Raw genomic sequence first — 24,269 nt, forward strand, 5'->3', positions numbered from 1 at the left:
AACCAACTCAGCGCGCGGCGCCGCCCGGCAAATCCCCGCGATGCTGTGCCGATTCGTCGTCCGTTTCCGACGCGCTATCGCCGTGGCCTTCCTCACCGTCTTCCGCCCGATGCTCCGCGCCTCGCTCGATGAACGCGCGCGGACTCTTGCCGAACGCGCGCCGGAACATCGCGGAAAACGCGCTCTGGCTTTGATAGCCGAGTTCCTGCGCGACATGCGAGAGCGGCCGTCCCTGGCTTAGCAGCGGAATCGCGCGCGCGAGGATCGCCTGCTGACGCCATTGCGAAAAACTCACCCCAAGCTCCTGCCGAAACAATCGCGCGATCGTGCGTGTACTCGCGCCGACGCTGGACGCCCATTGTTCGAGCGACTCGCCGTGCGTCGGGTCCGCGATCACGGCTTCGCACAGCGCACGCAGACGCTTTTCGCTGGGCATCGGCACCGACAGCGGCAGCGGCTCCGAGCGCGTCAGTTCGTCGAGTGCGAGCGCGCCGAGCAACTGTTCGCGCGTGGCCGAAATACCGGGCGTATCGAGCGCGGCAATCACTTCGCGCAGCAGATCCGAGACTTCGACGACGCGCGGCGTATCCAGCCCGGCCGGCACGGTGCTTTCGGTGATGTAGAGCGTGCGCAGGAACGCGTCCTCGACCGCGACCACCTCGTGCGTCACATGCGGCGGCACCCAGATCGCGCGCGACGGCGGCACCATCCACGTCGTGCCGGTCGTCGCGACGCGCAGCACGCCGCGCGACGCATAGGCCACCTGCGCCCACGCATGCGTATGACGCGCGATGCGCCAGCCCGACGGCATCTGCCGCGAGCGCACGCGGATCGGATGCGTGTCGGTCGGCTGGAACTCGGGCGGAATATCGGCGAAGCGGACGAAGCTCGACAGTTCGGAGTCGGCGGACGAAGTCATGGCGAAGATCGGTCCAGATAACGGAATGCCGGCGGCCGGCACGGAGCCAGCGGCCACCGGATGCGCAAGCGCCGCGATCGCCGCTTTTGCGACGACGTCCCGGCGGGCCTCGTCATTGTAGAGGTTGACTGCGACCCGCCGTTGCATAATGTCCCGACCGTCCTGACCCGAGGAGAACCTCATGAGCTTTGCAACCGCGGACTTGTGTGACGCGCACGAAGACCAGTTGGCGCTCGGCACGTTGCGCGTGCTCGAGCCGGTTTTTCACCTGTTCAGCCGCGCCGAGTGCTTCAGCGGTGAAGCGGTGACGCTGAGAGTGTTCGAAGACAACGCACTGGTGCGCGCCACGCTCGAGGAGAAGGGCGCCGGCCGCGTGCTGGTGGTCGACGGCGGCGGCAGCTTCCGGTGCGCGCTGGTCGGCGGCAATCTTGCGCAGATCGCGGAGCAGAACGGCTGGGCCGGCATCGTGCTGAACGGCTGCGTGCGCGACACGCTCGAGCTCAACGAGGTGAACGTCGGCGTGGCGGCGCTCGCGACCTGCCCGCGACGCGGCCAGAAGCGCGGTACCGGCGAACGCGACGTGGCCGTGCAACTGCCCGGTGCGCTGGTGCGTCCCGGCGAATGGATCTACGCGGATAGCGACGGCGTGCTCGTCGCGAGCGCGGCGCTGAATTGAATTGAACGCCGGTCGAAGCGCCGGCTCGAATCGAGGCCATACCCTCACCAAGGAGAGCAAACGACGATGCAAACCGTCTTCGTATACGGCACGCTGCGTGCCGGTGAAGTGAACGACATCAGCGAGGCCGCGGCGCGCAACGAGATCGCCGCGCCGAATCTGCTCGGCACGGCCACGGTGCGCGGCCATCTGTTCGACTTCGGCCTGTATCCGGGGCTTGTCGTCGATGAGGCGGGCGTCGACGTGATCGGCGACGTCTATGAAATCGACGACGCGCTGGTCGCCGTGCTCGACGAAATCGAAGCCGTGTATCCGGGCGTCGAGGATCGCTTTCTCGCGCGCGAGGTGATGGTGAAAGTGGATGGCAACGTGGTGAATTGCCGTTTTTATCCGGTCGCGCCCAATGCGGCGAAGGGCCTGCCCGAAATCAAATCCGGCAACTGGATCGAATACCGCAACTCGCGCTGAGGGTAGAGCGGAACGCGATGCGCGCAAAAAAAGGCCCGCCAGGCGCAAGCCTGGCGGGCCATCCGGTCGGTCAATCCCGCAAGTCAACGCGAAGCGGCTGCAGCATCACGCGGTGCTCACACCGCCATGCCGCCTGATGCCTCGTCGTTACCGAAGCCCCGGCGCATGACGTCGCGTGAGCCGCTCAAAGCTCCTCATACAACGGCAACGTCAAAAAGTCCGTGAACTGCTCCGCCGTCGACATCTGTTCGAAGATCTGCGCGGCACGCTCATACGGCTTCGTATCGCCGCCCACCGCCTGCTTCACCTTGTCGAGTTCCTGCGCCGACAATTCGCGCACGAGTTCCACCGTCACTTTGCGGCCATCGTCGAGCTTGCCCTTCGGCGAGCGAATCCATTGCCACACCTGCGAGCGTGAAATTTCCGCGGTGGCCGCATCTTCCATCAGGTTGTGAATCGGCACGCAGCCATTGCCCGCGAGCCACGAGCCCAGGTAGTGAATGCCGACGTTGATGTTGTTGCGCAGACCGCCTTCGGTGATCGGCGCTTCCGGACGGAAGTCCGTCAGGTCGGTGGCCGTGACGAGCACGTCGTCGCGCTGCTTGCCGATCTGGTTCGGCTTGTCGCCGAGCACCTTGACGAACTCTTCCATCGCGATCGGCACAAGGCCCGGATGCGCGACCCAGCCGCCGTCGTAGCCGTCGCCGGCATCGCGCGCCTTGTCGGAGCGCACGCCGGCCATCGCCTTGTCGTTGGCCGCGGGGTCGTTCTTGATCGGGATCAGCGCGCTCATCCCGCCGATCGCCGGCGCATTGCGGCGATGGCAGGTCTTCAGCAGCAACAGCGCATAGGCGCGCATGAACGGCGAAGTCATCGTGATCTGCGAGCGGTCGGCGAGACAGAAGTCGCGGTCCGCCTTGAACTTCTTGATCGCCGAGAAGATGTAGTCCCAGCGGCCGGCGTTCAGCCCCGAGCTATGTTCGCGCAGCTCGTACAGGATCTCGTCCATCTCGAACGCGGCGACGATCGTTTCGATCAGCACCGTCGCGCGGATCGTGCCGCGCGGCACGCCAACCGCTTCCTGCGCGGCGACGAAGATGTCGTTCCACAGACGCGCTTCCAGGTGGCTCTCCATCTTCGGCAGATAGAAGTACGGGCCCGAGCCGCGCGCGACCAGTTCCTTCGCGTTGTGCACCATGAAGAGCGCGAAGTCGAAGATGCCGCCCGACACGCGCTTGCCGTCGACCGTCACGTGCTTCTCGTCGAGATGCCAGCCGCGCGGACGCACGATCAGCGTGGCGACCTTGTCGTTCAACTTGTACGACTTGCCGTTCTGTTCGAGCGAAATCGTGCGGCGCACCGCATCCTTCAGATTGATGTGGCCGGTGATCTGGTTATCCCAGCTCGGCGCGTTCGAATCCTCGAAGTCGGTCATGTACGAATCCGCGCCCGAGTTCAGCGCGTTGATGATCATCTTGCGCTCGACCGGGCCAGTGATCTCCACGCGGCGGCATTGCAGGTCCTGCGGCAGCGGCGCGATTTTCCAGTCGCCTTCGCGCACGCTCTTCGTTTCGGCGAGGAAGTCGGGACGCTCGCCCGCGTCGAGCCGCTTCGTGCGTTCCGCGCGCGCCTGCAGCAACTGCTGGCGGCGCGGTTCGAACGTGCGATGCAGCGCGGCGACGAGTTCGAGCGCTTCGCGCGTGAGGATCGCTTCGTAGCCGGGCTTGATCTCAGCCGAGATTTCCATGCCCTGAGGCAGCGACGACGATGTCAGCGAATTCGCCATGTTTTTCTCCTTGGTCGGTCAGATTGCAAAAGTGCAGATGTTGAAAAGTGTTGAGAGAGGTCTTGGGGCCGCCGTCATGCGCCAGGGCTGTGGCGCTTGCGGTTGCCGCCGGGTTTGTTCGGGGGATTGCCGGAGCGGCCTGGCGGCGCGAGGGTTCGCAGAAAAGCGAGCAGCTCGGGCATGCCGCCGCCGGTGCCATGCGGCGTGACGCCCAGTTCTTCGACGGGCGCGCGTTGCCGGTTCAGCCAGAACGTGGTGAAGCCGAACCACGTCGCCCCCGCCACGTCCCAGCCGTTCGACGACACGAAGACGATCTCGCGCGCCGGTGCATCGAACGCTTGCGGGCCGAGCGCGTAGGCGGCGGGCGAGGGCTTGTACGCGCGCACGGCGTCGACGGATAGCACGTGGTCAAACAGTCCGCTCATGCCCGCGCTTTTGAGCGCGATGTCGAGCATCTGCGGGTTGCCGTTCGAGAGGATCGCGAGACCGAGGCGCGCAGCGGGTGGGTCGCCGGCGGACGCGGCTGGCGTCGCAGGGCTGGCCGCCGCCGCGTCGCGCAATGCGCGCAGCGCGGGCACGGCGTCGGGAAACGCGGACAGGCACGCGTATTCGTCCATCAGACGCTTCTCGGCCGCGCGGCCCAGCGTCAGTTGGAGCTTTTTCGCGGCGAAGCGCAGCGCGTCGATCGTGATGTCCCAGAACGGCCGGTAGTGCGCGCCGGGGGCGTCGACTGGCGCGGCCAGTGTGCGTAATTGCGTGTATTCGATCTGCTTCTGACGCCACAGCTGCGACAGCGGATCGCCGTGGCCGGGGAACATCTGCTCGGCGGCAGCGATCACCGAATGCACGTCGAAAAGCGTGCCGTAGGCGTCGAAAATCACTGCTTTGGGTGAAGGTGTCGTTGTGGCCGACATTGCCGTGCACTCCTGTCAGAGGTCAGGACGGATTGTATTAGTGACGCTCGACGCAAAAAAAGAGGCTAAACATCACTTGATCTTTTACTTTCATCCACCTAATCTGGCGGCCATCAATCACTTTCGCGCGTAGCCGCTCAGCAGGATTTCCTTGCTTCGGGACGGCCCGCGCCGAGCACCGCCATGGACCGCTTCAAGCAGATCGAGACTTTCGTCACCGTCGCGGCGAAGGGCAGCCTGTCCGCCGCAGCGCTCGCCGAAGGCGTTGCGCCCGCGATCATCGGCCGGCGCATCGATGCGCTCGAAGAGCGGCTCGGCGTCAAGCTGCTGGTGCGCACGACTCGCAAGATCACGCTGACCTTCGAAGGCGCGGCGTTTCTCGAGGACTGCCAGCGCATCATCCACGACATGCAGAACGCCGAAGCGAGCGTGTCGGAGGGCGGTGTGAAAGCAAGCGGCCATCTGCGGCTGTCGGCGCCGGCCGGTTTCGGCCGCCGGCACGTCGCCCCGCTGGTGCCGGCGTTCACCGTCGCGCATCCGGACGTGTCGATCACGCTCGATCTGTCCGACCGCCTCGTCGATCTCGTCAACGAGGGGTTCGATTGCGCGGTGCGTCTCGGGGAATTGCCGGATTCGTCGCTGGTGTCGCTCAAGCTCGGAGAAAACCGGCGTGTGTGCGTGGCCTCGCCCGCGTATCTGAGCCGGCGCGGCGCGCCGCACACGCTGGCCGATCTCGCGCATCACAACTGCCTCGCGCTCGGCGCGAGCGCCAACCAGCAGCGCGGCTGGATGTTCCAGCAGGGCGGCAAGACCGTGTCGATCAAGGTATCCGGCACGATGGAATGCTCGGACGGCGCGGTGCTGCACGAGTGGTGTCTGGCGGGCCACGGACTCGCGTGGCGCTCGTGGTGGGAAGTCGGCACGGAGATCGCGGCGGGGCGCCTCGTGAGCGTGCTCGACGAATTCGCCGCGCCGCCGATCGGCATCCACGCGGTCTTTCCGCAGCGCCGTCATCTGCCGCTGCGGGTGCGGTTGTTTCTGGACTTTCTCAAGCATACGTACGGCCATCCGGGCTATTGGGGCTGACGCGCGCCGCGCGTTGCCGATATGCGGACAGACCCCTGGCGGTTCCATGCGCCCGATTCCGCGACCTACAATCGATTGAACCGGCTTGTAAGCCGAGCCTCGTTGGACGCTCACGCCGCGCTGCGCGCAGCCGGTGACGGAGGGCATCATGTTCAGGCACATCCTGGTTCCGACCGATGGTTCAGAGCTGTCACACAAAGCGATAGACGGCGCGATCGATCTCGCGCAGGCCGTCGGCGCGCGCATCACCGCGTACGCATGCCTGCCGCAATATCCCTACTCGCCGTTTTCCGACGTGGTGGTCGAGCCGCCCTCCGAGTTTCTCCAGCGCAGCGAGCGCGAAGCGCGCGTGCATCTGCGGGAAGTGGAAATGGCGGCGCGGCGGGTAGGCGTGGTCGTCGAGAGCCGCACGAGCGTTCATCCGGCGCCTTACCTCGGGATCATCGAAGCGGCCGAGAAGGGCGTCTGCGACGTGATCTTCATGGCGTCGCACGGGCGGCGCGGTCTGGGTAGTCTGCTGATTGGCAGTGAGACGCAGCGGGTGCTCACGCATACGAAAATTCCGGTGATCGTGTATCGCTGAGGGGGCGGCGTCTGGCGCAACTGCCGGCCGCGAATGAAAACGCGCCGGCGGTGAGGCCGGCGCGCTGCCGCTTGCCGGCACGCTGCGCCGTGCCGGCTTTTTCTCCGCTGCTGCGAGTTTGTGCCGGATGCCGGCCGCCGGGGTTGACTGCCGATACCCCAGCGGCGCGATTTCTCCCTGTGACGGCGGCTCTCTGCCAGAGCCGCTTGACGTCTTCTGCGCTACCGTTCCCGCGATCAGCCCGCGGGATCGCTTAGATGACCGCTTACGCGACCTTCTTGTCGAAGAACTGCTCGTCTTCCGTCGAACCGTGCAGCGCGGTCGTCGACGCTTCGCGCTCGACCGTTTGCGTCACGGCGTCGAAGTAGCCGGTGCCGACTTCGCGCTGGTGCTTGACGGCGGTGAAGCCCTTGTCGGCTGCCGCGAATTCCGCCTGCTGCATTTCGACGAAGGCCGTCATCTGGTTGCGGGCATAACCGTGCGCGAGGTTGAACATCGAGTAGTTCAGCGCGTGGAAGCCGGCCAGCGTGATGAACTGGAACTTGTAGCCCATCGCGCCCAGCTCACGCTGGAACTTGGCGATGGTCGCGTCGTCCAGGTTCTTCTTCCAGTTGAACGACGGCGAGCAGTTGTACGACAGCAGTTGATCCGGGTACTCCTTGTGGATCGCGTCGGCGAATTTCTTCGCGAATTCGAGGTCCGGCTTGCCCGTTTCGCACCAGATCATGTCGGCGAACGGCGCATACGCGAGACCGCGCGAGATCGCCTGTTCGAGGCCCGGCTTCGTGCGGTAGAAACCTTCCACCGTGCGCTCGCCGGTCAGGAACGGCTTGTCGTTGTCGTCGATGTCGGAGGTGACGAGGTCGGCGGCTTCCGCGTCGGTGCGGGCGAGCAGCACGGTCGGCACGCCGGAGACGTCGGCGGCCAGACGCGCGGCGGTCAGCTTGGCGACGGCCTCGCGAGTCGGCACGAGCACCTTGCCGCCCATGTGACCGCACTTCTTGACCGACGCGAGCTGGTCTTCGAAGTGCACGCCCGCGGCGCCCGCTTCGATCATCGCCTTCATCAGTTCGAACGCGTTCAGCACGCCGCCGAAGCCGGCTTCCGCGTCCGCGACGATCGGTGCGAAGTAGTCGACATAGCCTTCGTCGCCCGGATTCTTGCCTTCCGACCACTGGATCTGGTCAGCGCGGGTCAGCGTGTTGTTGATGCGCTTCACGACGAGCGGCACCGAGTTCGCCGGATACAGCGACTGGTCCGGGTACATTTCGCCGGCGACGTTCGCATCGCCCGCCACCTGCCAGCCCGACAGATAGATCGCCTTCAGACCGGCCTTGACCTGCTGCATCGCCTGATTGCCGGTGAGCGCGCCGAGCGAGTTGACGAACGGCTCGCTGTTCACGCTGGCCCACAGCTTTTCCGCGCCGCGCTTGGCGAGCGTGTGTTCCACCTGAACCGAGCCGCGCAGACGGATCACGTCTTCGGCCGAGTACGTGCGCTTGACGCCTTTCCAGCGCGGATCGGTTGCCCATTGTTGCTGGAGCTGCTGCGCCTGTTGTTCGCGGGTTGCGGTCATGGTGTTCTCCTTGGTTGCCTGTATGGATGGGTGACTCTGTCTTCGTCGAAGCGGCTGGCCGGTTGGCGTTTCGTTCGTGAAGTCTTATATAAGAGTCTAGGCAAAGGGCTCATCCCGCAATAGCCGCGTAGTCGTGTTTTTCGAATATTTATTATTGTGTTTATTCAGTGACTTACGCGCGACGTTTCACATTGAGAAAAGACTTTTTCCATGTTGCAACGCGGCGACTTGTGCCCTGCAGCATGATTTTTTACGACGCAAAAAAATTTACCACATCGTGAAATTTGGGCGTCGATTGGCGATGTATGCAATTCGCCGCCGGCTGCCGGTTGCGTGGACGAAAAAAAACCGGTGCCTGAGCACCGGTTTCTTCCGACTGACGAACGGCGCGAGGCCGTCCGACGGATCTTTTTCTGCACGCTGGCGCGAATCGCGCCTCCGGACAGCTTAGCTGCCGCGACGAGCCGTACGCGGGCCGTCGCTGCGGCGTGCGCCGTAGCCGCCATCGCGCGAACCGCCGTAGCCTTCACGCGAGCCGCCGCCGAAGCCGCCTTCACGCGAGCCGCCGCCGAAGCCGCCATCGCGCGAACCGCCGCCAGCCGACTTGCCGGCCCAGCCGCTACCGCTACTGCTGCGCGCACCGCCGCCGTTACCGGCCGGCTTGCCCGCACCGCTACCGAAGCGACGGCCACCGCCGTTGCCTCCGCCCGGACGGCCGCGGCCGCCAAAGCCAGGACGGCCGTTGCCCGACGGAGCCGACTTGCGCGGCTCGAAGCCTACGACGACGTTGACCGGCAGCGGGGTGCGCACGAAACGCTCGATGCGCTTCAACGCGCCCTGTTCGGCGTGATGCACGAGGCTCACCGCGATACCCGAGCGGCCAGCACGGCCGGTACGGCCGATACGGTGCACGTAGTCTTCAGCGAACTTCGGCAGGTCGTAGTTGAACACGTGCGTGATGCCCGGGATGTCGATACCGCGAGCGGCGACGTCCGTTGCCACCAGCACGCGCACACGGCGCTCGCGCAGTGCCTTGATCGTGCGGTTACGCGCGCCTTGTGGCAGGTCGCCGTGCAGCGCGGCCGACTCGAAACCGGCGTCGGCCAGACGGCCTGCGAGCTGGTCGGCGTCCATCTTGGTTGCCGTGAACACGATAGCCTGGTCGAGGCCTTCGTCACGCAGCAGATGATCGAGCAGACGATCCTTGTGATCGCGGTCGTCGACGTAATGGACGGTTTGCGCGATGTTGGTACGTTGTTCCAGACGCTGAACGATCTCGATACGCTCCGGATCCTTCAGCAGACGGCCGGTCAGCGAGCCGATCTTGCCGTCGAGCGTGGCCGAGAACAGCATCGTCTGACGCGTGGCCGGCGTGGCCGCGACGATCGTTTCGATGTCTTCGATGAAGCCCATGTCGAGCATGCGGTCGGCTTCGTCGAGCACGAGGATCTGCAGTTGCGACAGATCAATACGGCCGCGTTCCAGGTGGTCGATCAGACGGCCCGGCGTGGCGACCAGGATTTCCGGGTTCTTCGCCAGCAGCATCAACTGTTGGCCGTAAGCGACGCCGCCCAGAATGCTGACGGTGCGCAGGCGCTTCAGGTGCTTGCCGTACGTGGCGGCGGCGGTCGTGACCTGCATCGCGAGTTCGCGGGTCGGCGTCAGAACCAGCATGGTCGGACGGGCAACCGGTTGCGGACGGCGCGTGTTGCGGGCACCGTCGGCCGGACGCGGCTCACGCGGCTGGCTGGCTTGCGCCTTTTGCAATTGCGAGAAACGCTCGATGGCGGGCAGCATGAACGCGGCGGTCTTGCCCGAACCGGTCGGGCTCGAGACGAGCAGATCGCGGCCGGCGATGCCGGCGGGGATCGCGCGCTGCTGAACGGGAGTCGGGTTTTGATAACCAGCGGCGGTCAGCGCGGAGACGACATCCGCGGACAGACCCAGCGACGCGAACGTCGGGCCGGCCGGTGCTGCGGCTTCAGCGGCGACGGCTTCCGGCGCGGCAGCAACGGCTGCGGCTTGGGCGGGTGCGTCGGCGAGACCGAGTGCCTGGTCGGCGATGGCGTTCAACGGGCTGGAGGTATTGCTCGAAGTCATGAGAATCCTTGGTACACAGGGAATTAAAACGTCGGCGCCAATCGGCATACCCAAGTCGTCGGATTCAGCGAGCAAAGAAGCAGCGAGCAAATCGAAAAACGGGGGCAGCTCGCGACAATGAAGGCGAGCTTTTCGTTAGAAGCTGTATCGGATGCGACATGCCAACACGGCGTGTCGCCAGCCTGGGACATGATCGCCCGTAGGGGGCTAGGCAGGAGGGGACAGGTTCTAAACTGGATTGGAGCTAAACGCTACGAGGCGCTGCGCCGCAAAGGCCGCTACGTGAAAGCCGGGCAGAGCAGTGAAGCGCAGGCCGCATTGTATAGGGTTTTGTTGCACTGCGCCACCATTAGGAACTTTCCGGGTTGAAAAGTTTGCCTGATCCGATAGCGGAGCCATTCATTCTGACGAGCAGGTGGACCAGCCGCGGCCGGCTCACCAGGGCGATGTCAAGGCAAGGCGAGCCGCGACCGGCGTGCCGGCTGCGGCTCGGGTGCGGACTCAGGCCGCGGTGCCGCTCTTCAACGATTCGACGAGTTCGACGTATTGCTGCTTCGCAGCGTCCGGCGCGGTGCCCTTGAGCGCGGCCCACGCGTCGTACTTGTATTTGCCGACGATGTCGGTGAAGCCCGGCTTGTCGCCCTGGACGTCGCCGCGGGTGGCCTGTTTGTAGAGCGCATAGAGGCGCAGCAGCGTGAGGTTGCCCGGACGCTCCGGCAACTGCTGGACTTCTTCATGGGCTCTGGCGAATTGGGCGTCGATGTCGGTCATGGTGGTTGGCCCGCCGGGGCGGGATCAGAGGAGGATTGGCCGACGATCATAACAATTGCCCGCCGCCGCCGGGCAGAGGGCTTATTCCAAACGAGCGCGGCCGCCGCGCGCGAAGCCAAACAACATTTGCGCGCGCCGCGCCGATTACAATACGGTCCATGACTCAAACTGTGCTCCTTGCTCTCGATACCTCAACCGAATTCTGTTCGGTAGCGCTGTTGTGCGCCCCCGTCGACGCCGCCGGCCAGGCCGCCGCTGAACCCCGGCTCTGGGTTCGCCACGAGCAGACCGGCGCGGTGTCCAGCACGCGGCTGTTGCCCGCGATCGGCGAACTTTTCGCCGAAGCCGGCCTGACGCTCGCGGACTGCGACGCCATTGCGTTCGGCTCCGGTCCCGGCTCGTTTACCGGCCTGCGCACCGCGACCGGCGTCGCTCAAGGCCTCGCGTTCGGCCTGAACCTGCCGGTTGTGCCGGTCAGCACGCTGCTCGTCTGCGCGGAGAGCGCGCGGCTGCGCGATCCGTCGGCGACGCGTGTGCTCGCCGCGCTCGACGCCCGCATGGACGAAATCTACTGGGCCGACTACGCGTGGGACGACGCGCAGCGCGAATGGCGCACCGTTCAGACGGCGTCGCTCGACGCGCCCGAGCGGCTGGTGCTGCCCGAGGCGCCCTTCACACTGGCCGGCAATGCCGCCGCGGCCTTCGGTGCACGCCTGCCGGCGGTGGCCGCCGCACGCACGGTCGACGGCGAGGCGCTCCCGCATGCCGCGCCGCTCGCCCATGCGGCATTGCGCGCGCTGCGCGCCGGCCGCACCGTGCGCGCCGAACAGGCCGCGCCGGAATACGTGCGCGACAAGGTCGCGCAGACCACGGTCGAACGTGTCGCCGAGAAGGCGGAAAAGGCGGCAAAAGCCGAACAGGCGGAACGGGATGCGAGGCTCGCGCAGAGTGTCGGCGACGACGTGCCCGAAGCCGCCGCGAAAGCCAAGGGTGCCGCTCGCGGCGAGGGCCGGCAATGAGCGGCGTGTTGCTCGCGGACCGCTACATGTCGCCGATGACAGAAGGCGATCTGGACGAGGTCGCCGCAATCGAAAAAATCGCGTACGAGTTTCCGTGGAGCCGCGGCAATTTCGGTGATTCGCTGCGCAACGGCTATTTCGGCGTCTGTCTGCGGCACGTGACCGGCACGCTGATCGGCTATTGCGTGCTGATGCCGGTCGTCGACGAAATGCATCTGCTCAATCTGTGTGTGACGCCGAGCGCGCAGGGCGCGGGCGCCGGGCTCGCGCTGCTGCGCGAGGCGGTGCGCATCACGCGCGCCGAAAAACTCGACGGCCTGCTGCTCGAAGTGCGGCCGTCGAATCATCGCGCGATCCGGCTTTACGAGCGCTTCGGCTTCGCGTCGATCGGCCGGCGCAAAAACTATTATCCGGCGCGGCATCGCAGCCGGGAGGACGCCATCGTGATGCGTTTCTCGTTTGCCACGGAGGGCGCAGATGGCGCTGCATGAATCGGTACTGGAGGAGTTCGGGCTGACGACGCTGTGGGTGCGTCGCGGGATGGCGGTGCAGCAGCCGGTCGAGGACGCCGCCGCGCAGAGCGGCCGTGTCGACGATGCGCGCGATGTGGTGGCGGGGGCCTCGGCCGCACTTGCGCAGGATGCGTCGCGCTCCGCGATGCGGGCGGGCGAAACGCGGCCAGCCGCTTCCGCGTCGATGACTGACGAACGCCGCGCGCCGGGTCGCGACGAGCCGGCGACAGCGTCTGCTGGCGCGCGCGAGCCATTCGATGATCGCGCGCCGTCGGCGCGCGCGAGCGACCCGTTGCGATCCGCGCAGGAGAGCGAGCGCGGCGAGCGTCGTGTGGCGCAGCCAGCTCAGGCGGTCGCGCAGGAACGGCAACCCATGTCCGCCGAAACGCGTCAGCAGCCGTCCCCGCGGCCCCAGCCGCAACCCGAAAAAGCCCAACCGCAGCAGCTCGACCCCGCCGAGCCGTTCCAATCGGCAGCGCAGCGTGAGCCGGCCACGCAGCAACCCACCGGTCCGGCCGAGCCGCCCGCCTACGACGCCCCGCCCGACGACGATTTCGCCTGGTTCGACGATTTGCCTGCGCAAGCGCCGTCGGAAGCTCGCGCCGACACGCCCGCATTGCCGGCCATCGCTACGCTCGACTGGGACGCGCTGAGCGAGCGCGTCGCCGATTGCCGGCTGTGCCGTCTGTGCGAGAAGCGCACCAACACCGTGTTCGGCGTCGGCGATCGCGGGGCCGACTGGATGCTGATCGGCGAAGCGCCGGGCGAGAACGAAGACCGCCTGGGCGAGCCGTTCGTCGGCCAGGCCGGCAAGCTGCTCGACAACATGCTGCAGTCGCTGACGCTTGCGCGCGATACCAACGTCTACATCGCGAACGTGATCAAGTGCCGCCCGCCGGGCAACCGCAATCCCGAGCCGGACGAAGTCTTGCGTTGCGAGCCGTATTTGCAACGCCAGGTGGCGCTGGTCAAGCCGAAGCTGATCGTCGCGATGGGCCGCTTCGCCGCGCAAAGTCTGCTGAAGACTGAAGCGAGCATTTCGGCGCTGCGTGGCCGTGTGCATGAGTACGAAGGCGTGCCGGTCATCGTCACCTATCACCCCGCGTATCTGCTGCGCCGTCTGCCCGACAAGGCGAAGGCGTGGGCCGACCTGTGCCTCGCGCGCGACACGTGGCGCGCGGCGGGCGGCACGCCGTCGAACGCGGGCGAGTGATGGCCGCCGATGGGCCAGCGGCGGCGCGCGTCGCCGCTGCGCCCGGTCAGTACGCCGCGCTGCTCGATACGCTGCTCGGCGCCTTGCGCGATCCGGCCGTGCGCGATCTCGCGTGGCTGCTGTTAAGTCCCGATCTGTTGCGCCCCCAGCCGCCGATGGGCGCGCTCGCGAATCCATTCGACACGCCGCAGGAACTTCAGGCAAGCATCGAGTGGCTGCGCGCGCTCGACGCCGCGCCCGAGCCGCTGCAGCGCGAACTCGCGGCGGCGCGCATCACGCGTCTCGGCCGCTACGCCGAACGGCTGCTCGGCTGGTTCCTGCAACACGGACCGGCGGCGCGGCTGGTCGCGGCCGGCGTGCCGTTGCGGCGCGCGGGCGTCACGCTCGGCGAATGCGATTTTCTCGTGCAGTCGCGGCAGGGCGCGCGGCTGCACTGGGAACTGGCGGTGAAGTGCTATCTGCACGCCGGCGCGGAGCGGGGACAAGAGGCCGCGCAAACGGGCTCGCGCCTCGCGGACTATGTCGGTCCGAATCTGAAAGACCGCTTCGATCTCAAGCTCGCGCATCTGTTGAATCACCAACTGCCGTTGAGTGCGCGCGACGAGTTCGCGTCGGTTGGTCATGCGGGGCCGTGGACGCCGCAGATGTTCGTCAAAGGCTGGTTGTTTTATCGACATGGCGAGCGGCCGGCGGATCCCGTCGAACTCGATCCGGCGCATGGCCGAGGCTGGTGGGTCACGCGCAGCGACTGGCCGGCGTTCGCGGCGGCCCATGCGCAAAAGTGGCGGCGACTGCCGCGGCTCGAATGGCTCGCGCCGAGGCGCGTTGAATGCGCAGATGAGCAGGCAGATGAGCAGGCCGGGCGCCAGGCGGCGCGATCGCTTTGGGTCGACGCGCAAACGCTTGCCGCGCAGATTTCGACCGTGCATGGACCGGCGATGGTTGTCGCTTTTATCGAGGACGAGGCGGGTGATTCGATTGAACGCTCGCGCGGTTTCATCGTGCCGGATGAGTGGCCTGAGCAGGCGCGGAGTTATGTGGGGCAGCGCAAGTAGTGGGGGGCGGCGGGCGATGTGATGTCGTTGCTTGACGCAACGCGAAGCACCTTAAGATATCCGCGCTCGCCACGACCAATCACGCAACGACTCGCGCCGCTTCGTCGAGACGCAGGAAGCGCGCGATCAGCCACACAGCCGCACACGCTAGCGCGCTTTGCCCGGCGTCCTCACCACCACCGATAAAAGTGATGCACCGGTCCTACGCCACCGCCGACATCGAGCCGGTCGCTCGCCTGCAACGCGCCGGTCAGATAAACCTTCGCATCGGCCACCGCGCTCGCCAGATCATCGCGTTGCGGAATCAGCGCCGCGATCGCCGACGACAACGTGCAGCCCGTCCCATGCGTATTCTTCACCGGCACGCGCGGGCCGCCCAGACGCAGCGTGCCGCTGTCCTGCACTAGCCAGTCGGGGCTATCCGCCGCGCTCAGATGGCCGCCCTTCATCAGCACCGCGCGTGCGCCGAGCGCGCGCAACGCTTCGCCTTGCTCGACCATGCCGGCTTCGTCGGTCGCCGATTGCATGCCGAGCAGTGCGGCGGCTTCCGGTAGATTGGGCGTCAGCAGATCGGCAAGCGGCAGCAATTCGTCGCGCACCGCCGCGACCGCATCCGGCAGCAGCAACGCGTGATTGCTCTTCGAGATCATCACCGTATCCAGCACCACGTGCTTCGGCTTGTGACGACGCAGCGCGTCGGCGACCGCGCGCGCGATCGGCGCGCTCGCCAGCATGCCGATCTTCACCGCGTCGATGCGGATGTCGTCGAACACCGCGTCCAGTTGCGCGGTGATGAAGCCCGGGTCCGGCGCGTGAATCGCGGTGACGCCGCGCGTGTTCTGCGCGGTGAGCGCGGTGATCACGCTCGCGCCATACGCGCCGAGCGCCGAGAAAGCCTTCAGGTCGGCCTGAATGCCGGCGCCGCCGCCGGAGTCGGAACCGGCGATCGTCAGCACATTGGGAATCGAGTGAGTCATGGTCAAGCGAGGAAGAAAGAAGGCGCGGGCACGCTCACACGAAGCGGCCCGCAGCGGCTCAGTGCTTGGCTTCGCCGATCAGCGCGACCGAGTCGAACGCGCGCTGGTTGGCCTGGTGGCGCCGCATCACGAGCCACATCATCAGACACACGAAGGTGCCGAACAGCACGATCACCGCGGTGACCGGCACGTCGAGCCACACCAGCACCGCGTACAGGCACAGCATCACGAGCACGGAGAGATTCTCGTTGAAGTTTTGCACGGCGATCGAGTGACCCGCCGAGAGCAGCACGTGGCCGCGATGCTGCAGCAGCGCGTTCATCGGCACGACGAAGAAGCCCGACAGGCCGCCCACCACCATCAGGAAGATATACGCGAAGATCAGATAGCCCGGCATATGCATGCGGCCGATATGGAAGCCCCAATGCGCGGGAAACAGATCGCGCGTGTAGAACGCCATCAGCATCACGGCGATCCCCATCATGATCCCGACCGGCAGCACCGATAGCGACTTCTTCAACGGCACGCGCGAAGCCGCGAAGATCGCGCCCGCCGCGACGCCGACGGCCACCACCGCCTGCAGGATCGCCGCCTCCGAAAGCGTCATGTTCAGCGACACCTCGGCCCACTTCAGCACGATGAATTGCAGCGTCGCGCCCGCGCCCCAGAAGAGCGTCGTGACCGCGAGCGAAATCTGGCCGAGCTTGTCGCGCCACAGCACGAGAAAGCAGTCGGCGAAATCGGTGATGAGTTTGATCGGGCCGCGCTCCTGTTTCGGATAGCGCGCGCCGGTGTCGGGAATGCGCAGATTGAACAGCGCCGCGATCACGTAGATCCCCATGATCACCAGCATCGCCGCTTCGGCGGGCGTGTTGACGGTGGGGATGTGCTGCCGCAGGATCGGCGCGGCAATGTGCGGACTGATCAGCGCGCCGCCGAGCACCGTGCCGAGAATGATCGAGCCGACCGTGGTGCCTTCGATCCAGCCGTTCGCGGCGACCAGCCGGTCAGGCGGCAGCAGTTCGGTAAGGATGCCGTACTTGGCGGGTGAGTAAGCCGCCGCGCCGAAGCCCACGATGCCGTACGCAAACAGCGGATGCGCGCCGACCAGCATCGTGATGCAGCCGAGTACCTTGATGGTGTTGGTGACGAACATCACGCGTCCCTTCGGACGGGAGTCGGCGAAGGCCCCGACGAAGGCGGCCAGAACGACGTACGACAGCACAAAAAACAGCTTGAGCAGCGGCGTCATCCAGTTCGGGGCGTGAAGATCTTTCAGCAGTGCGATAGCAGCGATCAGAAGCGCATTGTCGGCCAGCGACGAAAAAAACTGCGCGGCCATGATGGTGTAAAAACCTTTTTTCATCTGATGCGATGCTGTCCTCGCTGCGGTCTGTCCGCCCCGGCCGTTTGCAATGCGTCCGGGCTTATGCCGTTCGAAATGGGTTGTGCGCACGGCTTTATATCATGAAAATAGCTGCATTCGGACTAGCAAAATCCTTGATCGCACCGCCCAGCGGACTGCCGAGCGCTGAAAACGCCCAGTAAGCCGCTGATTCGCAAGCGTCTTTACGAAAATATCTCATGCCGCGCCCCCTCTCAGCCACGATTCACACCGCCGCACTTGCCAACAATCTTGCCGTCGCCCGGCGCTATGCGCCCAAGTCCAAAGTCTGGGCCGTGGTCAAGGCCAACGCATACGGGCATGGCCTCGCGCGCGTCTTTCCGGGCTTGCGCGCAACCGATGGCTTCGGATTGCTGGACCTCGAAGAAGCCGTGAAGTTGCGTGAATTGGGTTGGGCCGGACCGATTCTTCTGCTCGAAGGCTTCTTCCGGCCGACCGACATCGACGTGATCGACCGCTATAGTCTGACGACCGCGCTGCATTCGGACGAACAGTTGCGTATGCTCGAAATGGCGCGCCTGTCCAAGCCCGTGAACATCCAGTTGAAGATGAACACCGGTATGAACCGGCTCGGCTACACGGTCGAAAAATTCCGTAGCGCGTGGGAGCGCGCGCGGGCCTGCCAGGGGGTCGGCCAGATCACGCTGATGACCCATTTTTCCGATGCGGACGGCGAACGCGGCATCGCGTATCAGATGGAAGCGTTCGAGCGCGGCGCGCAGGGCATCGCCGGCGCGCGCAGCCTCGCCAATTCGGCGGCCACACTGTGGCATCCGGGCGCGCACTTCGACTGGGTGCGGCCGGGCATCATCCTGTACGGCGCGTCGCCGTCGGGCGTGACGGCTGCGATCGAAGGTACGGGTCTGCAACCGGCGATGACGCTCGCGTCGGAACTGATCGCCGTGCAGATGCTCACCGAGGGCAGCACCGTCGGCTACGGGTCTGCGTTCAAGGCGCGCGGCGCGATGCGCATCGGCGTGGTCGCGTGCGGCTATGCGGACGGTTATCCGCGGGTCGCGCCGGAGGGCACGCCGGTGATCGTCGACGGCGTGCGCACGCGAATCGTCGGGCGCGTGTCGATGGACATGCTCACGGTTGACCTGACGCCGGTGCCGACTGCCAACGTCGGCTCGCGCGTCGAGTTGTGGGGCAACACGCTGCCGATCGACGACGTCGCGCAGGCGTGCGGCACGATCGGCTATGAGCTGATGTGCGCGGTGGCGCCGCGCGTGCCGGTGCGGGCGGAGTAACGCGCGGAGCGCGGTTGGCGGCGCGGGTTGCCAGTCGTGAGCCGCTTCGCTTTTTCGGGTATTCGACGCTTCGCTTTTCGCGTCGCCCGCTGAACCGCGTTGTGTCGCGTTCGTTGCTTCGTTGCTTCGTCGCTTCACGTTGATCCCTCCGCGTCGTGTCCGTCACTGCCACTGGCGCAGCCCCCGGCGCGCACCGACTCCTCGATCATCTAATCCCAAGAACAGCAACACAGGCAATCACGCGTGGCTAAACCCAAAACGTTGTACATCTGCAGTGAATGCGGCGGGCAATCGCCGAAATGGGCCGGCCAGTGCCCGTCGTGCAATGCGTGGAACACGCTGGTCGAATCGGTCGCGGAAGCGCCGTCCACGCATCGCTTCCAGTCGCTCGCGAAGAGCGCGCCGGTGCGACGTCTCGCCGACATCGAAGCATCCGACGTGCCGCGTTTCTCCACCGGCGTGAGCGAATTCGACCGCGTGCTCGGCGGCGGTCTGGTGCCAGGTGGCGTGGTGCTGATCGGCGGCGATCCAGGCATCGGCAAATCGACGCTGCTGTTGCAATCGCTCGCCGAAATCGCCGCCGACAAACGCGCGCTCTACATCAGCGGCGAAGAGTCGGCCGCCCAGATCGCGTTGCGCGCGCAACGGCTCTCGCTGCTCGAACCCGGCTCGAAGGCGAGCGAGTTGCAATTGCTCGCGGAAATCCAGCTCGAAAAAATCCAGGCGACGATCGCCGACCAGCGCCCCGACGTCGCGGTGATCGACTCGATCCAGACGGTCTATTCCGACGCGCTGACCTCCGCGCCGGGCTCGGTCGCACAGGTGCGCGAGTGCGCGGCGCAATTGACGCGCATCGCCAAGCAGTCGGGCACCACCATCATCATGGTCGGCCACGTGACCAAGGAAGGCGCGCTGGCGGGGCCGCGCGTGCTCGAACACATCGTCGATACGGTGCTGTACTTCGAGGGGGATACGCATTCGTCGTACCGGCTCGTGCGCGCGATCAAGAACCGCTTCGGCGCGGTCAACGAGCTCGGCGTGTTCGCGATGACCGAGCGCGGCCTGCGCGGCGTCGCGAATCCGTCGGCGCTGTTTTTGTCGCAGCACGAGCAGTCGGTGCCGGGCTCGTGCGTGCTGGTCACGCAGGAGGGCACGCGGCCGTTGCTGGTCGAAGTGCAGGCATTGGTGGACGCGGCCAACGCGCCGAATCCGCGGCGGCTTGCAGTCGGCCTCGAACAGAACCGGCTGGCGATGCTGCTGGCCGTCCTGCATCGGCACGCGGGCATCGCGTGTTTCGATCAGGACGTGTTCCTGAACGCGGTGGGCGGCGTAAAGATTACCGAGCCCGCCGCCGACCTGGCCGTGCTGCTCGCGATCCACTCGTCGATGCGCAACAAGCCGCTGCCCAAGGGGCTGGTCGTGTTCGGCGAAGTAGGGCTCGCCGGCGAGATCCGGCCGTCGCCGCGCGGACAGGAGCGGTTGAAGGAAGCGGCCAAGCTGGGTTTCTCGGTCGCGGTCATTCCGAAGGCCAACGCGCCGAAACAGCCGATCGAAGGCTTACAGGTCGTTGCGGTCGAACGGATCGAACAGGCGATCGACCGGGTCCGCACGCTCGAATAGACGGGGCTGCGGCGCGTGCGGCTGGCAAGCGCGCCGTAATGCGCCGTAAATATCCCCGTATTGTCTGTAACCTGAATGGCATTTCTTTTTTCTAAGCTGGGAGGACAACCATTCCTCCTGATGCTCGAAAAAGGATCGCGCCTTGAAACAGTCAATTGAAACCGTAGCCGAGCGGCCGATCCACGTGCGCGGCTGCCGTGTGTCCGCACCGATTCGCCAGCCTTGGGGCGACGCGTGCCGCATCGTCGAGTGGATCGACACGGCGGGCCAGATATCGCGGCGCGTGGTGGCCGAGGACGCCACCGCCGCCGAGGTGCGCGCCACGATCAACCGTCACGTGGAAGGCCGCAAGCACCTGCTGTACGACGATGAAAAGACCCCGCGCCAGACTCTGCCGAGACAGACGGTGGTGCGGCGTTGACGATGGGGTAGCGGCGGCTTGCTCGCAGCACTTGTGGCACTTATGCCGCTGGCGGCCTGAGGACCTTGCGGCAGGTGCTCCGCAGTCCGAGCCGCATCGCCTCAAAGGGCGAACCGCAGTCGCGTGTCGGCGGAATCTATGCGCTCACGCCATCGGCGTCACCGGCCTCATCGGCTTCGCTGTCGGATTGCGGCGCCGCGTACGCCTGCGGATCGAACAGCGGATGCTGCGCCGCTTCCGCCGCGGTCAGCACCGGCGACGCACAGCAATCGAGCGGCTCCAGCAGCAACACCCAGTCTTCCAGCGCGCGCGTGCCGATCAGGTCAGCGAGTTCCTGCGTGAGCGCGGCCGCGTCCGGGCCGCCGATCGCCTGGCCGAGGCTCCAGTGGCGCGTCGCCCATTCGGGCCGATCGAGCGCCATGCACAGCGTTTCCCAGAACTTCAGTTCGAGCGCGCCGACCGCGAGCCAGCGGTGATCGAGCGTGCGGTACAGGTTGTAGCAGGGCACGCCGCCGTTCAGCAGACCGGCGCCCGCGGCCGGCGCGGCGCCTTCGTTGGCGAGCGCGACTTGCGCGACGACGTTGTGCGCATGCGTGACGTGCGTCATCGAGACGTCGACAAAGCGGCCTTCACCGCCCCGCGACACATGCCACAACGCGGCGAGAATCTGCGTGACCGCGCTCAGCGCGCCGCCGAGCAGATCGGCGATCTGGAAGTTCGGCAGGATCGGCGTGCCATCGCGGCTCGTCAGTTGGTCGAGCACGCCCGCATAGCCGATGTAGTTCAGATCGTGGCCCGCGTGATCGGCGAACGGGCCACTCGCGCCGTAGCCGCTGATCGCGCAATAGACGAGCCGCGGATTGGCCTCGCGCAGCGTCGCGTAGCCGAGCCCGAGGCGCTCCATCACACCGGGCCGGAAGCTCTCGATCAGCACGTCCGCCTGCGCCGCGAGCGCGCGCAACACGTTGCGTCCCGCGTCGGATTTGAGGTCGAGGCGCGTCTCGCGCTTGCCGCGATTGACCATCCGGTAAAACGCGCCGGGCCGCCCGGCCACGCGGTCGCTCGACGACTGCATCATCGTGCGGGTGGGGTCGCCCGCGCCCGGCGCTTCGATCTTCAACACGTCGGCGCCAAGCTCGGCGAGCCGCAGCGCGGCCACCGGGCCCGGCAGCAGACGCGTCAGGTCGAGGACCCGCAGCCCTTGCAGCGCGGGCGGCGCCGCAGCAGTCGATGCGGCCGCAGCGGCCGATGCCATGGATGATGCTGTCGCGGAAGACAAGGCCAACCTCTCGTCGGTGCCGGCGCGGACCGGAACAGCGTGCCGCTAGCCGATTTGTTCGAGTTCCTCGTGAGTCTCGAGCCATTCGGCTTCGAGCACTTCGAGGCGCGCGTTCACATCTGCCTGACGGCGGATCGCCTCCGTCAGTTTGTTCTTCTGCTCAGGCTCGTAGCTGGCCGGATCGACGACGAACGCATCCAGCGTCGCCTTCTCCGTGTTGAGCGCGTCCATTTCCTTTTCGATTTTCGTGATGCGGCTTTGCAGCGGCTTTTTCAGATGCGCGAGTTTCTGCCGCGTCTCCGCTTCGAGGCGGCGCTGCTCCTTGCGATTCACGCCGTTATCCGCGCCGCCGTCCGAGCCGCCGTTCGCGCCATTCGCCGCACCGCTGGCCTTGAGCACCGCGCGCTGTTCGGCCGCGTGTTGCAGCAGCCAGTCGCGGTAATCGTCGAGATCGCCGTCGAATTCCGTCAGACGATGCTTCGCGACCAGCATGAACTGATCGGTGGTGGCGCGCAGCAGATGCCGGTCGTGCGACACCAGAATCAACGTGCCTTCGAATTGCGCGAGCGCCATAGTCAGCGCGTGACGCGTTTCGAGATCCAGGTGATTGGTCGGTTCGTCGAGCAGCAGCAGATTGGGCTTCTGCCAGATGATCAACGCGAGCGCGAGACGCGCTTTTTCGCCGCCGGAAAAAGGCGCGATCTTCGAGGTCGCCATCTCGCCGGAGAAGTTGAAGCTGCCGAGGAAGTCGCGCAGTTCCTGTTCGCGCGTGTCCGGCGCGAGACGCGCGAGGTGCTGCAAGGGCGTGTCGTCGGCGCGCAGCGTTTCGAGCTGATGCTGCGCGAAATAGCCGATGCGTAGACCCTTGCCCTCACGCACGTGGCCGCCGAGCGCTTCGAGCGTGCCGGCGAGCGTCTTGATCAACGTCGACTTGCCCTGGCCGTTCGCGCCGAGCAGGCCGATGCGCTGACCGTTCTGGATCGACAGCATCACGCGCTCGACGATCGGAATTTCGGCGCCGTCTTCGCCGTGATAGCCGCAGCGCACGTCTTCCATCACCATCATCGGATTCGGCGCGGAGTCGGGCGTGCGGAACTCGAACGTGAACGGCGACGCCGCATGTGCGGGCGCGATCAGCTCCATCTTTTCGAGCGCCTTCACGCGGCTTTGCGCCTGACGCGCCTTGGTGGCTTGCGCCTTGAAGCGGTTGATGTAGCTCTGCAGATGCTCGACCGTGCGCTGCTGCTTTTCATACGCGCTCTGCTGCAACGCGAGCTGCTGTGCGCGCAGCACTTCGAACTGCGAATAGTTGCCGCCGTAACGCTTGATCTGCTGTTGCTCCAGATGCAGCGTGACGTTGCACACGGAGTCGAGGAATTCGCGGTCGTGCGAGATCACGATCAGCGTGCCTGGATAGCGGTGCAGCCAGTCTTCGAGCCAGACGATCGCGTCGAGGTCCAGGTGGTTGGTCGGCTCGTCGAGCAGCAGCAGATCGGAGCGGCACATCAGCGCCTGCGCGAGATTCAGCCGCATGCGCCAGCCGCCCGAAAAACTGCTGACCGGCTCGCGCGTCTGGTCGAGCGTGAAGCCGAGGCCGAGCAGCAACGCTTCGGCGCGCGCGGGCGCGGTGTAGCCGTCGGCGTCCGCGAATGCCGCGTGCGCTTCACCTTCGGCCGCGCCGTCGTGCGCAGCGGAGGCGGCGGCAATGCGCGCTTCGATTGCGCGCAACGCGGCATCGCCGTCGAGCGTGTAGTCGAGCGCGGTCTTGTTGGCGGCGGGCGTTTCCTGCGCGACGTGCGCGATGCGCCAGGTGGGCGGCATGGAGAAGTCGCCGCCGTCCGCATGCAGTTCGCCGAGGAGCACGGCAAATAGCGTCGACTTGCCCGCGCCGTTCGCCCCCACGAGGCCGGCCTTTTCGCCGGGGTTGAGGGTGAACGTGGTGTTGTCGAAGAGCGGCTTGGTGCCGCGCGCGAGGCTGAACTGATTAAAGCGGATCACGAAGAGGCCGGCTGAAGAAAACCGCTATTTTAGACTGCCCGGCGTGACACCGGGCGCTCAGTGGGGATCGGCCATTCGGCCGACTGTTATGGCGCGGCTTTTGGCATAGACTGACGGCTTTCACGGGGGAGAGCATATGACATCGATTTATTCGTTTTCGGCACGCACGCTTGGCGGCGAGGAAGTGAGCCTCACGAAGTATCAAGGCAAGGTCTTGCTGATCGTCAACACGGCGAGCGAATGCGGATTCACGCCGCAGTACGCGGGCCTGCAAAAGGTGTACGACACCTACGCGGCGCGCGGGCTCGCGGTGCTCGGTTTTCCGTGCAACCAGTTCGGCAAGCAGGAGCCGGGCGACGCCGCGCAGATCGGCAGTTTCTGCGAGAAGAACTACGGCGTGACCTTCCCGATGTTCGACAAGATCGACGTGAACGGCGCGAACGCGCATCCGCTGTTCCGCTATCTGACGGGCGAGGCGCCGGGGCTGCTGGGCCTCGAAGGGATCAAGTGGAATTTCACCAAGTTCCTGATCGGCCGCGACGGCAATGTGGTGAAGCGCTATGCGCCGCTGACCAAGCCCGAGGCGATCGTCGAGGATATCGAAAAGCAGTTGTGAGGCTGCGTTGATGACGCCGCTTCGC

22 protein-coding genes are annotated in these 24,269 nt (G+C 65.9%); 12 read left to right on the plus strand and 10 right to left on the minus strand.

Translation table 11 applies throughout. The annotated features are described in order from the left end of the window. Positions 1 to 7: 7 nt before the first annotated feature. Positions 8 to 919: an AraC family transcriptional regulator gene (locus BGI01S_RS05395; RefSeq protein ID WP_042324421.1), complete on the minus strand. Its 912-nt coding sequence runs from the start codon at positions 917 to 919 to the stop codon at positions 8 to 10. Positions 920 to 1,100: 181 nt separating this feature from the next. On the opposite strand from BGI01S_RS05395, the gene rraA reads away from it, so the two are divergent. Both rraA and BGI01S_RS05405 read left to right on the plus strand, forming a co-directional pair. Further along, positions 1,101 to 1,595 (plus strand): ribonuclease E activity regulator RraA, encoded by a 495-nt coding sequence (gene rraA, locus BGI01S_RS05400; protein WP_042323053.1) that lies wholly within the window; start codon positions 1,101 to 1,103, stop codon positions 1,593 to 1,595. A gap of 66 nt (positions 1,596 to 1,661) precedes the next feature. Further along, on the plus strand, positions 1,662 to 2,063 hold the full coding sequence (locus BGI01S_RS05405; protein WP_042323055.1) for a gamma-glutamylcyclotransferase family protein: 402 nt from the start codon (positions 1,662 to 1,664) through the stop codon (positions 2,061 to 2,063). Positions 2,064 to 2,247: 184 nt separating this feature from the next. On the opposite strand, the gene aceB is transcribed toward BGI01S_RS05405, so the two are convergent. Both aceB and BGI01S_RS05415 read right to left on the minus strand, forming a co-directional pair. Continuing rightward, on the minus strand, positions 2,248 to 3,849 hold the full coding sequence (aceB, locus tag BGI01S_RS05410) for a malate synthase A (RefSeq protein ID WP_042323057.1): 1,602 nt from the start codon (positions 3,847 to 3,849) through the stop codon (positions 2,248 to 2,250). 74 nt (positions 3,850 to 3,923) lie between these two features. Then, a complete protein-coding gene (locus tag BGI01S_RS05415) occupies positions 3,924 to 4,763 on the minus strand; it encodes a (S)-2-haloacid dehalogenase (protein ID WP_042323059.1) in 840 nt (279 codons plus the stop codon). A 183-nt stretch (positions 4,764 to 4,946) separates the two neighbouring features. Between BGI01S_RS05415 and BGI01S_RS05420 the strand changes: the two genes are divergently transcribed. Both BGI01S_RS05420 and BGI01S_RS05425 read left to right on the plus strand, forming a co-directional pair. Further along, positions 4,947 to 5,849, plus strand: coding sequence for a LysR family transcriptional regulator (locus BGI01S_RS05420; protein ID WP_042323061.1), 903 nt, complete (start codon positions 4,947 to 4,949; stop codon positions 5,847 to 5,849). Positions 5,850 to 5,997: 148 nt separating this feature from the next. After that, the gene (locus BGI01S_RS05425; RefSeq protein WP_042323063.1) at positions 5,998 to 6,432 is read left to right on the plus strand and encodes a universal stress protein; all 435 of its coding nucleotides are present in this window, start codon (positions 5,998 to 6,000) and stop codon (positions 6,430 to 6,432) included. Between the two features lie 265 nt (positions 6,433 to 6,697). On the opposite strand, the gene aceA is transcribed toward BGI01S_RS05425, so the two are convergent. From aceA to BGI01S_RS05440, 3 genes are all read right to left on the minus strand, one after another. Further along, on the minus strand, positions 6,698 to 8,008 hold the full coding sequence (gene aceA / locus BGI01S_RS05430; protein WP_042323065.1) for an isocitrate lyase: 1,311 nt from the start codon (positions 8,006 to 8,008) through the stop codon (positions 6,698 to 6,700). A 447-nt stretch (positions 8,009 to 8,455) separates the two neighbouring features. Further along, on the minus strand, positions 8,456 to 10,108 hold the full coding sequence (locus tag BGI01S_RS05435; RefSeq protein WP_042323067.1) for a DEAD/DEAH box helicase: 1,653 nt from the start codon (positions 10,106 to 10,108) through the stop codon (positions 8,456 to 8,458). A 501-nt stretch (positions 10,109 to 10,609) separates the two neighbouring features. Continuing rightward, complete coding sequence (locus tag BGI01S_RS05440; protein WP_042323069.1) at positions 10,610 to 10,879, minus strand: acyl-CoA-binding protein; 270 nt, start codon at positions 10,877 to 10,879, stop codon at positions 10,610 to 10,612. A 158-nt stretch (positions 10,880 to 11,037) separates the two neighbouring features. Between BGI01S_RS05440 and tsaB the strand changes: the two genes are divergently transcribed. The 4 genes from tsaB to BGI01S_RS05460 are packed head-to-tail and all read left to right on the plus strand — an operon-like array spanning position 11,038 to position 14,678. Next, positions 11,038 to 11,898, plus strand: a complete 861-nt coding sequence (tsaB, locus tag BGI01S_RS05445) for a tRNA (adenosine(37)-N6)-threonylcarbamoyltransferase complex dimerization subunit type 1 TsaB (protein WP_084585281.1) — start codon at positions 11,038 to 11,040, stop codon at positions 11,896 to 11,898. Further along, a complete protein-coding gene (rimI, locus tag BGI01S_RS05450; protein ID WP_042323071.1) occupies positions 11,895 to 12,389 on the plus strand; it encodes a ribosomal protein S18-alanine N-acetyltransferase in 495 nt (164 codons plus the stop codon). The genes tsaB and rimI overlap by 4 nt, the downstream gene beginning before the upstream one ends. Further along, positions 12,376 to 13,623 (plus strand): uracil-DNA glycosylase family protein, encoded by a 1,248-nt coding sequence (locus tag BGI01S_RS05455; protein ID WP_042323072.1) that lies wholly within the window; start codon positions 12,376 to 12,378, stop codon positions 13,621 to 13,623. The genes rimI and BGI01S_RS05455 overlap by 14 nt, the downstream gene beginning before the upstream one ends. Continuing rightward, positions 13,623 to 14,678 (plus strand): DUF1853 family protein, encoded by a 1,056-nt coding sequence (locus BGI01S_RS05460; RefSeq protein ID WP_042324425.1) that lies wholly within the window; start codon positions 13,623 to 13,625, stop codon positions 14,676 to 14,678. The genes BGI01S_RS05455 and BGI01S_RS05460 overlap by 1 nt, the downstream gene beginning before the upstream one ends. Before the next feature lie 170 nt (positions 14,679 to 14,848). Here BGI01S_RS05460 and thiD read toward each other — a convergent pair whose 3' ends face one another. Continuing rightward, entirely contained in the window at positions 14,849 to 15,655 is an 807-nt protein-coding gene (thiD, locus tag BGI01S_RS05465; protein WP_042323074.1) for a bifunctional hydroxymethylpyrimidine kinase/phosphomethylpyrimidine kinase, read from the minus strand. Between the two features lie 58 nt (positions 15,656 to 15,713). Further along, the gene (gene lplT / locus BGI01S_RS05470; protein WP_042323076.1) at positions 15,714 to 17,021 is read right to left on the minus strand and encodes a lysophospholipid transporter LplT; all 1,308 of its coding nucleotides are present in this window, start codon (positions 17,019 to 17,021) and stop codon (positions 15,714 to 15,716) included. A gap of 218 nt (positions 17,022 to 17,239) precedes the next feature. On the opposite strand from lplT, the gene alr reads away from it, so the two are divergent. The 3 genes from alr (at position 17,240) to BGI01S_RS05485 (ending at position 20,351) form a co-directional block, all read left to right on the plus strand. Next, positions 17,240 to 18,310, plus strand: coding sequence for an alanine racemase (gene alr, locus BGI01S_RS05475; RefSeq protein WP_042323078.1), 1,071 nt, complete (start codon positions 17,240 to 17,242; stop codon positions 18,308 to 18,310). Between the two features lie 243 nt (positions 18,311 to 18,553). Then, positions 18,554 to 19,930, plus strand: coding sequence for a DNA repair protein RadA (radA, locus tag BGI01S_RS05480; protein WP_042323081.1), 1,377 nt, complete (start codon positions 18,554 to 18,556; stop codon positions 19,928 to 19,930). A 142-nt stretch (positions 19,931 to 20,072) separates the two neighbouring features. Beyond that, positions 20,073 to 20,351 (plus strand): DUF2866 domain-containing protein, encoded by a 279-nt coding sequence (locus BGI01S_RS05485; protein WP_042323083.1) that lies wholly within the window; start codon positions 20,073 to 20,075, stop codon positions 20,349 to 20,351. Positions 20,352 to 20,487: 136 nt separating this feature from the next. Here BGI01S_RS05485 and BGI01S_RS05490 read toward each other — a convergent pair whose 3' ends face one another. Together BGI01S_RS05490 and BGI01S_RS05495 are read right to left on the minus strand one after the other, a co-directional pair. Further along, positions 20,488 to 21,558 (minus strand): CaiB/BaiF CoA transferase family protein, encoded by a 1,071-nt coding sequence (locus BGI01S_RS05490; protein WP_042324427.1) that lies wholly within the window; start codon positions 21,556 to 21,558, stop codon positions 20,488 to 20,490. Between the two features lie 117 nt (positions 21,559 to 21,675). Continuing rightward, a complete protein-coding gene (locus BGI01S_RS05495; protein ID WP_042323085.1) occupies positions 21,676 to 23,628 on the minus strand; it encodes an ATP-binding cassette domain-containing protein in 1,953 nt (650 codons plus the stop codon). Between the two features lie 136 nt (positions 23,629 to 23,764). On the opposite strand from BGI01S_RS05495, the gene BGI01S_RS05500 reads away from it, so the two are divergent. Then, entirely contained in the window at positions 23,765 to 24,244 is a 480-nt protein-coding gene (locus BGI01S_RS05500; RefSeq protein ID WP_042323087.1) for a glutathione peroxidase, read from the plus strand. The last annotated feature ends 25 nt before the right edge of the window (positions 24,245 to 24,269 follow it).

The organism is Paraburkholderia ginsengisoli NBRC 100965 (genome assembly GCF_000739735.1).
GTDB classification, from domain to species: domain Bacteria; phylum Pseudomonadota; class Gammaproteobacteria; order Burkholderiales; family Burkholderiaceae; genus Paraburkholderia; species Paraburkholderia ginsengisoli.

Excerpts from the sequence above, each read along its gene's own strand:
- BGI01S_RS05395 (WP_042324421.1), bottom strand. The coding sequence starts at position 919 with ATGACTTCGTCCGCCGACTCCGAACTGTCGAGCTTCGTCCGCTTCGCC.
- rraA (WP_042323053.1), top strand. The coding sequence starts at position 1,101 with ATGAGCTTTGCAACCGCGGACTTGTGTGACGCGCACGAAGACCAGTTG.
- BGI01S_RS05405 (WP_042323055.1), top strand. The coding sequence starts at position 1,662 with ATGCAAACCGTCTTCGTATACGGCACGCTGCGTGCCGGTGAAGTGAAC.
- aceB (WP_042323057.1), bottom strand. The coding sequence starts at position 3,849 with ATGGCGAATTCGCTGACATCGTCGTCGCTGCCTCAGGGCATGGAAATC.
- BGI01S_RS05415 (WP_042323059.1), bottom strand. The coding sequence starts at position 4,763 with ATGTCGGCCACAACGACACCTTCACCCAAAGCAGTGATTTTCGACGCC.
- BGI01S_RS05420 (WP_042323061.1), top strand. The coding sequence starts at position 4,947 with ATGGACCGCTTCAAGCAGATCGAGACTTTCGTCACCGTCGCGGCGAAG.
- BGI01S_RS05425 (WP_042323063.1), top strand. The coding sequence starts at position 5,998 with ATGTTCAGGCACATCCTGGTTCCGACCGATGGTTCAGAGCTGTCACAC.
- aceA (WP_042323065.1), bottom strand. The coding sequence starts at position 8,008 with ATGACCGCAACCCGCGAACAACAGGCGCAGCAGCTCCAGCAACAATGG.
- BGI01S_RS05435 (WP_042323067.1), bottom strand. The coding sequence starts at position 10,108 with ATGACTTCGAGCAATACCTCCAGCCCGTTGAACGCCATCGCCGACCAG.
- BGI01S_RS05440 (WP_042323069.1), bottom strand. The coding sequence starts at position 10,879 with ATGACCGACATCGACGCCCAATTCGCCAGAGCCCATGAAGAAGTCCAG.
- tsaB (WP_084585281.1), top strand. The coding sequence starts at position 11,038 with ATGACTCAAACTGTGCTCCTTGCTCTCGATACCTCAACCGAATTCTGT.
- rimI (WP_042323071.1), top strand. The coding sequence starts at position 11,895 with ATGAGCGGCGTGTTGCTCGCGGACCGCTACATGTCGCCGATGACAGAA.
- BGI01S_RS05455 (WP_042323072.1), top strand. The coding sequence starts at position 12,376 with ATGGCGCTGCATGAATCGGTACTGGAGGAGTTCGGGCTGACGACGCTG.
- BGI01S_RS05460 (WP_042324425.1), top strand. The coding sequence starts at position 13,623 with ATGGCCGCCGATGGGCCAGCGGCGGCGCGCGTCGCCGCTGCGCCCGGT.
- thiD (WP_042323074.1), bottom strand. The coding sequence starts at position 15,655 with ATGACTCACTCGATTCCCAATGTGCTGACGATCGCCGGTTCCGACTCC.
- lplT (WP_042323076.1), bottom strand. The coding sequence starts at position 17,021 with ATGAAAAAAGGTTTTTACACCATCATGGCCGCGCAGTTTTTTTCGTCG.
- alr (WP_042323078.1), top strand. The coding sequence starts at position 17,240 with ATGCCGCGCCCCCTCTCAGCCACGATTCACACCGCCGCACTTGCCAAC.
- BGI01S_RS05500 (WP_042323087.1), top strand. The coding sequence starts at position 23,765 with ATGACATCGATTTATTCGTTTTCGGCACGCACGCTTGGCGGCGAGGAA.